The sequence below is a fragment of the Pectobacterium fontis genome (assembly GCF_000803215.1).
Lineage (GTDB): Bacteria > Pseudomonadota > Gammaproteobacteria > Enterobacterales > Enterobacteriaceae > Pectobacterium > Pectobacterium fontis.
Genome location: NZ_JSXC01000011.1, coordinates 176,802 through 189,142, shown reverse-complemented (window position 1 = coordinate 189,142; position 12,341 = coordinate 176,802). Strand labels below are relative to the sequence as shown.

Below are 12,341 nucleotides of genomic sequence, written 5' to 3'. Positions count from 1 at the left end.
TAATGCCGATCGTTTAAAGATCGAGATGCCATGGGCGACCACGGTGCGAGGTATCCCTGCGGGAACCTCATCACCGTGTTTCCCCTACATTCACACTACGTGAACAGTATTACTTTGTTCAAAGCCCTTTTTGCAGGGGAAATAGTGACGACATCTGGATGTTCACGGCAGCAAAAACAGCGTTGCCAGCCCAAGGAAGATAAAGAACCCGCCGGTATCGGTGATGGCTGTAATCATTACACTGGAGCCGATGGCGGGATCGCGGCCCAGTTTCATCATAATCAGTGGAATAGCGACGCCCATCAGTGCAGCAAGTAGCAAATTCAGCAGAATCGCCAGCATCATCACGCCACCCATAGCGGGGCTACCATAGAGCAGGAAGGTCACCCCGCCCATAATCGTGCCCCATATCACCCCGTTTACCAGTGCAACGCCCAATTCTTTGAGCAGCAGATACGATTTTTTACCGTGTTCAAGCTGATGCAGTGCCAGCGCACGCACAATCATGGTGATCGTTTGGTTGCCGGTGTTCCCACCGATTCCAGCGACAATCGGCATGAGCGTCGCCAGCGCTACCAGGTGGGATAACGTGTGCTCAAACAGGCCGATAACCCGAGAGGCAATGAGTGCCGTGCAAAGGTTGACGGCCAGCCAGGCCCAACGATTACGGAAGGATTTATACACGGGGGCGTAGACATCTTCAGAGGGGGTTAACCCCCCTGAACGACGCAGATTACTGTCACTTTCGCGGTTCACCACATCGACGATATCTTCAACCGTCAGGCGTCCCATGAGTTTCCCTTTGCTATCCACCACCGCGCTGGAGATTAAATCGTAGCGTTCAAAGGCACTGGCGGCTTCTTCTATTTTATCTTCTGGTTGAAAGCTCAGAGGCTGAGCCTCCATGACGTCAGTAACCAGAGAGCGAGGCGAGTGGAGCAAAATATTGGCCAGCGACAGCTCGCCGATTAGCGTATTTTTGCGATCGGTGACGAACAGCTTATCGGTGGAGCCGGGAATGCTTTTACGGTAGCGAAGATAACGCTGTACCACCGCGAGCGTGACATCGGCACGTACAGTGATGAATTTGAAATCCATCATGTGACCGAGGCAGTCTTCATCATAATTGATGGCGGCACGTAGCTGCGCCCGCTGCTTTGGCTCCAGCGAGGTCAGTATTCTGCCGAGCAGATGACGGGGAACAAGGCGAGAAAGCTGAGCCTGCTCATCGATATCCAGTATCCGAACTGCCCGCAGAATTTCCTTATCCTGCATATCGCCGATCAGATCGTCGGAAATGCTGTCAGAAGCCTCAATCAACACGCGACCGCGCTTCTCTATTGGGATCAGCCGCCATAGCGCCAGACGTTCATCATGCGGTAACGATTCCAGCAAATCGGCAAGGTCAGCAGCATGTAACTCGATGATAATTTGACTGATTTCTGCGGTTTGATCGAGCAGAATACTTTTTTCACGCAGCCTGATTTTGCTACTGAGTACCGTTTTGTCGCTTAACGCAGCATCATCGTGTTCCGTCACGCACGGCTGCCGGTTGATTATATCTTCAACCAGTTCCTTGTTTTCCAACAGCAGAAGAGAGATACGGCGCCGGAGGTCGGTAAGTTTTTTTACGCTCGACATAAGGTTTTATGCTCGATCTGTTTTTTATCTGTGTTTTATTAAACGTAGCGCAAAATCAGTAGATTAAGAATAGGATTACTGGCGAATCAGTGTCTGAAAAACGTATCGATAGCGTCTGAACGTGTTTTTTTATTGCTACGGCATAGGCCATGGGTGTCGATGTGCATGACGGGCGCGCGAAAGCACAGCCGATAAGGCTGATAAAGAAAACACAGCATATAAGGAAAAGGAACCCGTGGGTTAAGCGCTACTCTTTCTGATTGACGAGTACGTTAGTGGGAAGCGGTAATTGTTCAGCACGCTGCTGCTGTTTGTCTTGATGGTGATCAAACGCGGTGATGGCGGAGTAAGCAAAGCGGCCTAAAAGAATAATGAAGCTGATGAGTAACACGGCGCGGGCTATCCGGGAGCCACTTCGTCGTGGGCGTATCGATAAGCGTCGTCTGTGAGCAAGCGTGGACATTACCCGTAAATCCTCTGTGAAAGCGAACATTCGCTGTTATTTATTTAGGCACAAGCCGTAGGCGAGGTCAATCTGCCGCTGTGAAAAAGATGATGACGGTTCGGGTTTTCGCAGAGTACTTATTTATTTTTATAATGACGTTAATTTTTGCCAGGGTTCCCCTTTCCCAGTAGATCATGCATTAAGTGAGCGCTACGCGGGAGCAAGCCGACTTTTAGACCTAATGGTCTGAACACTCGATTTAAGAGCATGATGGATTGGCTACCGCGATCTTTTTCAATATCAGATAAAGTACGGCGGCTCACGTCTACCAATGCAGCGTACTGTTCCTGTGACATACCGAGAACGTCCTTTCTCAATTTCTGAAGTAACTCACCAAGAGAAAGCCGCTCATTGAAAAGCTCTGTGAGTAAATTGGCTAGTAGCGCATCACGTTCAGAGGAAGGTAGGTTTTTCATAATAGTCGCCATGTTGCGAGTTTTTCATCAATGTAATCAAACGCCATAACCGGCATAGTGATTATGCGCTGTGGAACGCCGCGTTCGATAAGGCGAGATTTAAGGCCGATAAGCTGGCGTGCGGTAGTGCTTAATGCACGAATTAAATCTTTAGGATCAATGAAAGGGGAGAGCGCTTCAGCAATAGCAAACCAATCTATTCTTCCACCTTCTTCATACGGTGAGCCCCACTGTGTCGTTCTTGCTATACCTTCAGGGTCAGCTTTCATAGGGGCAAAATCGTAAATAGGGGCAAGCCATATCCCTTGTGGACGTTTAATGAGTGACGTGTTTCGTCCGTGGTTATCTGAATTGCCAAAAATGATATTCAGCATGTCGCGCTTGACCATTTCAATAACTAATTCAGAACGTTGCCGCGTATGATTGCCTGTAGGAGGGATGATTGTGTCAATGATTTTTTGGATAACAGTGAAATGATTAAGGTAGCTTCCCGCCGGTTTTTTCAGCAGAGAATAGATAGACTCCATTCCATGTAATGTTTTTTTACCGTCTATGTAGTCGACATCAAAACGAGGTAGCCATAAGGAAGGATAATGCTCCCCTTCAATTAATCGCATACCTGTAAGGTTGATCGTATCCATCCCCAGTGATGTAAGTTCATGATAAAAATAATATTCTGCACGTAAAATATCGCAATCAACTGGGCTGCGTGACCCCCTGGGAAATTTCACCAGATAGTGCATGTCCTGAGTAGTAAGATCGTCCTGAAAAGGATCTATCCAAATTTCATCGTCGTCTGAACAACGAAGTAATAATTTGGGGGCCTCTCCCCCAGCTCCGGTTGCTCCACCTCCGCCAGCGCCGCGTTGTTGTGCGTATTCGATAAAATCACTATTGCGATCGGCGACGTCTCGCACACTGAAACGTATTTTTTGTAGTTGTTGGGTACTCAGTGAAGAAGGCAGTGATTCCTTGAGACGTATATTGCCAATAGGGGCAATGGTTCCATTAAACAGCAGGGCATAATCTTGCTCATTAGCGGGTAAATGACCTATTTCTAATTTATTGACCCAATAGCGCCGACTTGACCCCGAAGGGATAATGTCATCCAAAAACGTGAACCAAGGCGTAGAACGATAGGTTTCCATCATTTCTACCGGCAAATTGATACTACAACTGCGATGGTCATTTTTACCGAACCAACTGGCAGCATAATCAAAATCATAGCCAAGACAGGATAACCCATTCCGGCCCGCAGAAGGGGTGGGAATGTCTAGCTCGGCGGCGTCATGCCACTGATGATTGTGGAAAATTTGTATGGTAGGCATTACGGATCCACACTGTGCAATATATTGCTCAATTATGACATGCTTACCTTTTTTTGAGCAATATTTTACTCATTTTTCAGATATGACACCCTAAATTGAGCAATATATTGCTCAATTTAGGGTGTCATATTTGTTATAAAAGAAAATAAGACAAATAAAAAACGCCCCAGATGGGGCGCAAGTACGTGATATTGTTCAGGCATTACGCCGTGGTATTGACGTTACGCCCAATCGCCGGATTGGCTGGCAGAGGGGGTAATGCTTGTAAAATACCTAAAGCAACAGCTTCTTGGCTGTCGAGCGCTTTTTTCATCACAAGCGTACTGGCTTCACTGCTGGTTCGCAGGTTGCTGAAGTCGGTAGCGAGCGATGCGATCTGTGATACATCCATTTTATTCTCCTCATAGCTGAGTTGGATTCCTATCGACGAAAAGGAAGCGCACTTTTCCGCCGATGTCGCACGATGATGGTGAAATTTTCGCCAGCATCATTTGGGTATCGACACTATCGCTATTAACTTTATGTTAATCAGCCTGAACGTGCCAGAAAGAACGGGCGATTTTTCGCCATTTCTGCGCCCGGTGTGTCCGATTCCACACACCGGAATTTTATCAATCAGGCTTTTTCTTCCTCAATCATCAACTTCCAGCCGGTGACGTCCTGCCAATATTCCTGCTCCCGTTCCAAATCGAGCTGTACCAGTGTGTTATGGGTAAAGAAATCGAGTGGGAACGTCAGCGTCCAGTAATTGTCATCGGTATGTAGCCGCAGCGATTCCGGCGTGGTCGTGGCCTGACGCTGATTATTTAACAGCGTGGCAAGGCGTAAGAGTTGAACCAGTGGCAAATACTGTTTCTTTTTGAACAGGTTTAGTCGCGGCAATTCTTCCAGTTTGATCGCTTTACGGTGCAGCCGCACGATCATTGACAGCACAAGCTGTTGTTCCTGATTGAAGCCGGGCAGGTTGGTATTTTGCAGAATGTACGCGGAGTGGCGATGCATGCCGCTATGGTTGATGCCCAATCCGACCTCATGCAGCATGGAGGCCCAGTTTAAGATGGCCTCAAGCTGTGGATGGACCAGATGAGGGTTTTGCGTTGCCCATTGCGCATAAAGCTGCTGTGTGGTTTCTCGCACGCGCCGCGCCTGCTCACGGTCGATATTGTAATGAGTCGCCAGACTCTGCGCGGTACGGCTACGAATATCCTGATGGCGGAAACGCCCTTCCATTTCGTACAGTACGCCTTCACGCAGCGCGCCATCAGACAGACGTAGCTCTTTAATCGCCAGCGCATCGAAAATACCACACAGAATGGCCAGGCCGGGCACCAGTACCGACTGACGGTCTTCGGACAGACCTGGCATACTCAGCGATTTGAAGTGTTTGAATTGCAAAATCTGCGTGCGTAGCATTTCCAGCCGTTCAGGGGTAATCAGGCCGTCTTTTTCCCCCATTTCGACCAGAATTTCGTGTGTGGCTTTGATCGTGCCTGACGCTCCGAGGGCGAATTTCCAGCCATATATCCGGTATTCCCAGGCGAGCGTCTCCAATTTTTGCGCCGCCGCCAGTCGCGCGCGCTTGAAGTTGGCTTCGCTGATTTCCCCGTTAGGAAAAAACTGCTGTGCGAAACTGACGCACCCCATCCGACGGCTTTCTACCAACATTGGTTCAAAATCTTCACCGATAACCAGCTCGGTAGAACCGCCACCGATATCGATGACCAGCTTGCGGCCTTTTTCCGGCTGCGTATGCTCCACGCCCATAAAGATCAGGCGAGCTTCTTCATGACCGGAAATGATCTCTATCGGGTAGGGAATGATATCCGCCGCACGGCGTAAAAATTCCTGGGCGTTGGCTGCCTGACGCAGCGCGTGCGTACCGACGATGGAAACGTTCACTGCCGGGAAACCTTGCAGACGTTCAGCAAACAACGCCAGACAGCCCAAACCGCGCTGAATGGCTTCTTCGCTGAGCATATTTTTTTTGTCCAGACCGTCAGCCAGGTGCACCCGCTGTTTTAAACGCCCCAATACCTGAAGCGCGCCGTTGACCACACGAGCGATCACCATGTGAAAACTGTTGGAACCCAGGTCGATAGCCGCGAATTCTTGCGGCTTTATCTCGGTTTTTTCATTATTCGTTAGCGGCATTATTCAGGCTTATCTCCAGGTTGCTCCAACGCCTTGATGTAGTCGTAAATGGCATTTTGCGCGCGTACTTTACGCCGGTTACCACGCGAGACATAGAGGTTGCTCGACTCTTTATCAATGACACGGGCTTTCACCGTATCGCTGAACAGGATATCGAGCGTTTCCAGCACGCGGTTTTTCAATATGGGATCCAATATTTCCACTGCGACTTCAATGCGATAATCAATGTTGCGTGTCATCCAGTCGGCAGAAGAGAGATAGACTTTCTTGTCTCCGCCGTTATTGAAAACATACACCCGATCGTGTTCCAGATAGCGGTCAAGGATGCTGATGACATAAATATTTTCACTGATCCCCGGCAAATTGGGGATCAGCGAACACATACCGCGTACCAGCAGATTAATTTTCACGCCCGCAGAAGAAGCCTGATACAGCTTTTCCGCCAGCCCCTTATCCACCAGATTATTGACCTTAAGCGTAATGCCTGCATCACGATTCGCTAGCGCGTTTTCGATCTCGGTATCGATCAATTGATAAAGCTTATCGCGCGAGTTTTGCGGTGACACCAGCAGGTGCTCAAAGCTGACCGGACGATAAGGGTTCTCAATAAAGTTGAAGACGCGGCGAACTTCATTGGTAATGCGTTCGTCGGCGGTCAACAGCGAGTAGTCGGTATACAGGCGGGCAGTTTTCTCGTTGAAGTTACCGGTGCCGATGTGCGCATAACGCACGATGTTTTCCCCTTCGCGGCGGGAAATCAGGAATAACTTGGCGTGAATCTTCAACCCAGGCACCGAGAATATGACGTGTACGCCAGCTTCCGTCAGGCGTTTTGCCCAATGGATGTTTGCCTCTTCGTCAAAGCGTGCCTGTAGCTCGACTACTACCGTCACTTTCTTGCCGTTGTGTGCCGCGTGAATCATCGAATTAATGATGCGCGAGTCTTTGGCGACGCGGTAAATATTGATTTTGATCGACAGCACGTTAGGGTCGAAAGAGGCCTGCCGCAGCAGTTCCAGAACGTGCTCAAAGGTGTGATACGGGTAGTAGAGCAGAACATCGCGTTCGCGGATCGCATCAAACCCATTGCGGAAATGGTTGAACCCGGTGTGCCGCAGGCGTGGCAAGGGCTTATTGACCAGATTGGTGCGTCCGACGTTCGGGAAAGAAATAAAATCTTTGAAATTATGATAACGCCCGCCGGGGATAACGGAATCATAGGAAGAGATACCCAGTTTCTCCAGTAATATGGCGACCATGGCATCCGGCATGTCGCGCTGATACACAAATCTCACCGGTTCGGCGGTTAAGCGTTGCTTCAGGCTGGAAGACATCAGCTCCAGCAGGCTGGACTCCATTTCCGTCACCAGATCGTATTCTGCATCGCGCGTCATCTTCATGGAGTAGGCGTTCAACGCATCATAATCAAAGAAGCCCTTGAAGATATCATCCAGACAGTAACGCAGAATGTTATCGATGAGGATCATGGTTTTACGACGGCGTGGCGCTTCCGCTGGCAGGTTGACGAAACGCGGTATTTTATCCGAAGGAATTTCCAGCAGAGCGTAGCTGATCTCGTCACCACGAATAATTTCAACTGCTAGGTAGGTATAGCTATCCTTCAGGAACTCCACCAGATTGGTTTCGTTAAAGATGAGTATTGGCGTGATATGCGGGCGCAGATATTGCCGGAAGTAGTCTCTCAGCCACTCCTGCTGATTAGGGGAAACCTGACGTTCATTGACCAGAAAAATTTGGTTACGCGCCATCTCCAGCAGCAGTTCGTTGTACAGGCTGTCAAAGAGTTGATCGGTTTTGATTACACGCGCCTGAATTTTGCCTAAAAGATGTCGCAGATTGCCGTCCAGACCTTGTTCTTCATTAATCAGGATGCGTCTTTTCAAATCGGCAAAACGGACTTTATAAAATTCATCAAGGTTGCTGGAGTAAATGCCCAGAAAGCGCATGCGTTCGATTAACGGATTGCTTTTATCTGCTGCTTCCTGAAGTACTCGTTCATTAAAGGATAACCAACTTAATTCTTTCTCTATGTAGAGTTTGTCCTGACCCATTGTCACTCCGCTCAACTCATGTACTGAAGGTTCATCCAATATTCATACCCTTCCGTTGTGGAGATAGGGTACAACAACATTATGGCGTGTTGATGACGATACCCGTCATATTTCGAGCCGTCTGTACGTTGGCTACCCTTAAATACTCGACCCGTCGTGGGCCTCGCCCTAAAGGGCCGCTGCAAGCAGCGTTCAAATCTGCTCCCAGCAGATTTGTCACCCCAGTCACTTACTAAAGTCAGCTCCTGAGGACTCCCTCGGTTGCCGCCTTCATACGACTGGAACTATTTAGGGTATAAAATCTAATTCATAGACAGACTTACCATTGTCATATTATGGGCGTAAAGGCAACATATGCTACCCGCAATAGGTTGGCAACACGACTCTGGCGGTTTCACTCTAACGGCGAGAATAATGGTAAAAACAGGCAACGCATCACAGTATCGGGATCGTCGACGGGCGTGGGTAGATCGCTTGGTTCATCGCATTGTTGCAGGCAGTGGGCTGCTGGTGCTGGCTATGCTGCTGTTAATCTTCTTCTATCTGCTGTATGTGGTGACGCCGCTGTTCCTTTCTCCCACGGTTAACGGTCAAAAAACGGTTTCACGCCATAGCGCAGATCCATCGCTGGCGCTGGGGCTTAGCGACAATGGGCAAATCGGCTTTCGCATCGACAATCAGGGCTATGGTGAGTTTATTCCGTTTGTGGACAATTCGCCGATGCCACGCAGTCAACTGGTTCCTGCGCTGAGTTTACTGGCGCAGAGTCAGGGGGAACGGCAGATTTATGCTTTGAGCCAGCCGGATGGTCGCTTGACGTTCGTTCAGCCTGTACTGTCAAGGACGGACGATCGTTCTCCCGTCTGGCGTTATCCGCTGGGCAAACAGGCGTATTCGCTGGGGTTGCCCGCACAGCCGCTGCGTCATCTGGCGGTGGCGACGGTGGACGACACACAGGTCGTTGTTGCGGCTATCGGGCAAGAAAATGCGTTAATTGTTGCCGATGTTGATGAAGGTGGCGTGCGGCAGCGGGCAAAAGTCACATTACCGACGGTGGCAATTAACCAACTGCTATTGACCCCAGACGGGCAGCAACTCTATTTGCTCAGCGGCAATACGTTAACGCTGTGGCAGGTGGAGGCGAACGCGCTGACGCTACGGGAAGAACGGCAATTGCAACTGGCGCAACCCCTACATCTGGCGCTGCTGTCCGGCGGGCGATCGCTGTTGGTACAGGCTGCCGATGGGCGGATTAGTCAATGGTTTGAGGTTCCGGGCGAAAAGGGCGCTACGCTGACAGAGATTCGTCAGTTTCCGCACGTCGCGGGGGAATCGGTACTGCTGGCAACGGAAGCGCAGCGACGAGTCTTTGCCACCTTGAACGCACAGGGTGAACTGTCGCTGTTTGCCAGCAAGCAGTCGCATGCGCTGCTGACACAGACATTACCCGCTCAGGCGCAGGGATTGGTGTTTTCGCCGCGTGGTGCCGCCATGCTGGTTGAAACGGCGCAGGGATGGCATCGCTATCAGGTTGATAACCCCTATCCCGACATTGGCTGGCGGGGCCTGTGGCAAAAGCTGTGGTATGAGAACTACCCCGAGCCAGCCTATATCTGGCAGTCTACCTCTGCGGATGATAGCTATCAGGCCAAATTCAGCATGATGCCGCTGATGTTGGGCACGATGAAAGCCGCCATTTACGCCATGCTGTTTGCTACGCCGTTGGCGCTGTCTGCCGCAATCTATACCGCCTGCTTTATGTCGCCGACGCTGCGGCGCTGGATTAAACCTACGCTGGAGATTATGGGGGCGCTGCCGACGGTTGTCGTCGGCCTGATTGCCGCCATCTGGCTGGCACCGCATTTTGCAACGTATCTGTCAGCCATGTTGGCCATGCCGATGTTGTGGATGTTGGCTGTGCTCGGCTGTGGCTGGCTGATTGAATGCCTGCCGACGCGCTGGCGTGTTCGTTTCCCCGCAGGCTGGGATGTATTGTTCCTTATTCCCACTATTTTGCTGACTGTCGTGCTCGGATGTTGGCTTGCGCCGCATATTGAAATCGCGGTGTTGGGGCAACCGTTGTATCAGTGGTTGGGGGATGATTTCGTACAACGTAATACGTTGGTGGCGGGGGTTGCCCTCGGCTTTGCCCTGATTCCACTGATTTTTTCGTTGGCGGAAGATGCCTTGTTTAGCGTACCCACCCGTTTAAGCCAGGGATCGTTGGCGCTAGGGGCGACGGCGTGGCAAACCCTATGGCGCGTCGTTCTGCCATCCGCCAGCGCCGGGATTTTCGCTGCGCTGATGCTGAGTTTTGGCCGTGCCGTGGGAGAAACCATGATTGTGCTGATGGCGACGGGCAATACCCCGATTATGGACGAAGGCCTGCTTCAGGGCTTGCGTTCGCTGGCGGCGAATATCGCTATTGAAATGCCGGAAGCCGTGACGAACAGTGGCCATTATCGGGTGCTGTTTTTGACGGCATTAGCGTTGTTTGTGTTCACATTTATTGTGAATACGCTGGCTGAGACTATTCGGCAGCGTTTGCGGCAACGCTACCGTGATGAAGGAGAAAACGCGTGAAGCGCTGGTTCCGTTCGGGAAGGCCCTGGGTATGGCTCACCGCCTCCTCCATTTCGATTAGCCTGCTGGCGATGCTGACAATCATCGTGCTGCTGGCCGGGCAGGGCATGCGCTATCTGTGGCCTCAGCCCGTCTGGCTGCTGACGTTACCGCCAGAGCAAGGGATGCCGCGTGCGTTGATCGGGGAAATTTATGCCGAGCAAACCCTTTCTCCTCAGCAGTTGGAACAGGCGAATGTAGCCCCGACGTCTGGGAAGGCGGAAACACGCTATTTAATCAAGATTGGTCAGCGTGAAATCTATGGGCAGAGCTTTCGCTCGTTGCTGTCGCGCGACATTGTCCGTTTTGAGAAACCCGCCGATATTCTGGTATTGAAGCGAACTAACAATGGCACGGCCTATGGCTATCTGGCTGGTATGTTAGAAGGGGAGCAGCCGCTGGTGGCAACGGATCTTCCTGCAACCTTGCAGCATCGCATCGAACAGGTACAGGGATTGTTAGCGAAAACGCAGGCAATCCGTATGGGAGAGATGGCGAAGATCAACCAGCAGTTTGAAGTGCTACGGCTGGAGGAAAAAAAGCGGCAGCAGACAAAGACGCTGGATAATCAGGCACTGGCGCGTCTTCAGGCTGAACGCACCGAACTGCAACGCCATTTTGATGAACTGTCACGCCAGCTAACCGCACTCAATCTGGACATTCATCGCGATACCGTGCAGCTACGGGATGCGAATGGCATCGTCCATCTCATCCCGCTCAGAGACATTGAGCAGGCTTGGTATCCGAATGCGATGAATCTGTGGGAAAAAATCAGCCACTGGGGCGAGCAGGCGAAATATATGCTGGTGCACTATTCACCGGACAGCAACAGCGCAGGCCACCTGTTTCCCGCTATTTTTGGCACGGTGTTGATGGTGGTGCTGATGTCCATTGTCGTGATGCCGCTGGGCGTGATTGCTGCGGTTTATCTGCATGAATATGCAGGGAAAAACAGCTTAACGCGCGGGGTGCGGATTGCCGTGGTCAATCTGGCGGGCGTGCCTTCCATTGTTTACGGCGTGTTCGGGTTAGGTTTTTTTGTTTATTTCATCGGCGGCACGTTGGATCAGGTGTTTTATGCTGAAGCGCTGCCGAATCCGACGTTTGGTACGCCGGGGTTACTGTGGGCGTCGCTAACGCTGGCATTGCTGACGCTGCCGGTGGTGATTGTGGCGACAGAAGAAGGGTTATCACGCATCCCGATGTCTGTGCGCCACGGTTCACTGGCGTTAGGCGCGACCAAAGCCGAAACGCTGTGGCACGTTGTGCTGCCGATGGCCGTTCCCGCGATGATGACCGGTTTGATCCTCGCAGTGGCGCGTGCCGCAGGGGAAACCGCGCCGCTGATGTTGGTCGGCGTGGTGAAGTCGGTGCCAGTCTTACCCGTGGATGACATTTTCCCTTATCTGCATCTTGAGCGAAAGTTTATGCATCTGGGGTTTCAAATCTATGATCTGGCGTTCCAAAGCCCGGATGTGGAGGCTGCCAGGCCGCTGGTGTACATTACCGCGCTGCTATTGGTGTTGATTGTGGTTGGGCTAAACCTTGCTGCGATTGGGATCCGTCATGTTCTGCGTGAGAAATATCGTTCGTTATCACTCTGAAA

Annotated in this window: 9 protein-coding genes; 2 read left to right on the top strand and 7 right to left on the bottom strand. The window is 51.0% G+C overall.

Annotated elements, in window-relative coordinates; genetic code table 11:
- Positions 1-162: 162 nt before the first annotated feature.
- From mgtE to ppk1, 7 genes are all read right to left on the bottom strand, one after another.
- Positions 163-1,641: a magnesium transporter gene (gene mgtE / locus OI69_RS03645; RefSeq protein ID WP_039346221.1), complete on the bottom strand. Its 1,479-nt coding sequence runs from the start codon at positions 1,639-1,641 to the stop codon at positions 163-165.
- Between the two features lie 247 nt (positions 1,642-1,888).
- Entirely contained in the window at positions 1,889-2,104 is a 216-nt protein-coding gene (locus tag OI69_RS03640; RefSeq protein ID WP_039346219.1) for a YfgG family protein, read from the bottom strand.
- 140 nt (positions 2,105-2,244) lie between these two features.
- Positions 2,245-2,562 carry a helix-turn-helix transcriptional regulator gene (locus OI69_RS03635; RefSeq protein ID WP_039346217.1) on the bottom strand — a complete coding sequence of 106 codons (318 nt, stop codon included), beginning with the start codon at positions 2,560-2,562 and terminating at the stop codon, positions 2,245-2,247.
- Complete coding sequence (locus tag OI69_RS03630) at positions 2,559-3,890, bottom strand: type II toxin-antitoxin system HipA family toxin (protein ID WP_039346208.1); 1,332 nt, start codon at positions 3,888-3,890, stop codon at positions 2,559-2,561. The genes OI69_RS03635 and OI69_RS03630 overlap by 4 nt, the downstream gene beginning before the upstream one ends.
- Before the next feature lie 202 nt (positions 3,891-4,092).
- Positions 4,093-4,281, bottom strand: a complete 189-nt coding sequence (locus tag OI69_RS03625) for a YjfB family protein (protein ID WP_039346206.1) — start codon at positions 4,279-4,281, stop codon at positions 4,093-4,095.
- Positions 4,282-4,505: 224 nt separating this feature from the next.
- Positions 4,506-6,041, bottom strand: coding sequence for an exopolyphosphatase (gene ppx, locus OI69_RS03620; RefSeq protein WP_039346205.1), 1,536 nt, complete (start codon positions 6,039-6,041; stop codon positions 4,506-4,508).
- Entirely contained in the window at positions 6,041-8,113 is a 2,073-nt protein-coding gene (ppk1, locus tag OI69_RS03615; protein ID WP_039346204.1) for a polyphosphate kinase 1, read from the bottom strand. The genes ppx and ppk1 overlap by 1 nt, the downstream gene beginning before the upstream one ends.
- A 414-nt stretch (positions 8,114-8,527) precedes the next feature.
- Here ppk1 and OI69_RS03610 point away from each other — a divergent pair, with 414 nt between their 5' ends.
- Together OI69_RS03610 and pstA are read left to right on the top strand one after the other, a co-directional pair.
- Positions 8,528-10,696: an ABC transporter permease subunit gene (locus tag OI69_RS03610; RefSeq protein WP_039346203.1), complete on the top strand. Its 2,169-nt coding sequence runs from the start codon at positions 8,528-8,530 to the stop codon at positions 10,694-10,696.
- Positions 10,693-12,339, top strand: a complete 1,647-nt coding sequence (gene pstA, locus OI69_RS03605; protein WP_039346201.1) for a phosphate ABC transporter permease PstA — start codon at positions 10,693-10,695, stop codon at positions 12,337-12,339. Before OI69_RS03610 ends, pstA begins: the two co-directional genes overlap by 4 nt.
- Positions 12,340-12,341 lie beyond the last annotated feature (2 nt).

Coding starts and splice junctions, on each gene's coding strand:
- mgtE (WP_039346221.1), bottom strand. CDS start 1,641: ATGTCGAGCGTAAAAAAACTTACCGACCTCCGGCGCCGTATCTCTCTT.
- OI69_RS03640 (WP_039346219.1), bottom strand. CDS start 2,104: ATGTCCACGCTTGCTCACAGACGACGCTTATCGATACGCCCACGACGA.
- OI69_RS03635 (WP_039346217.1), bottom strand. CDS start 2,562: ATGAAAAACCTACCTTCCTCTGAACGTGATGCGCTACTAGCCAATTTA.
- OI69_RS03630 (WP_039346208.1), bottom strand. CDS start 3,890: ATGCCTACCATACAAATTTTCCACAATCATCAGTGGCATGACGCCGCC.
- OI69_RS03625 (WP_039346206.1), bottom strand. CDS start 4,281: ATGGATGTATCACAGATCGCATCGCTCGCTACCGACTTCAGCAACCTG.
- ppx (WP_039346205.1), bottom strand. CDS start 6,041: ATGCCGCTAACGAATAATGAAAAAACCGAGATAAAGCCGCAAGAATTC.
- ppk1 (WP_039346204.1), bottom strand. CDS start 8,113: ATGGGTCAGGACAAACTCTACATAGAGAAAGAATTAAGTTGGTTATCC.
- OI69_RS03610 (WP_039346203.1), top strand. CDS start 8,528: ATGGTAAAAACAGGCAACGCATCACAGTATCGGGATCGTCGACGGGCG.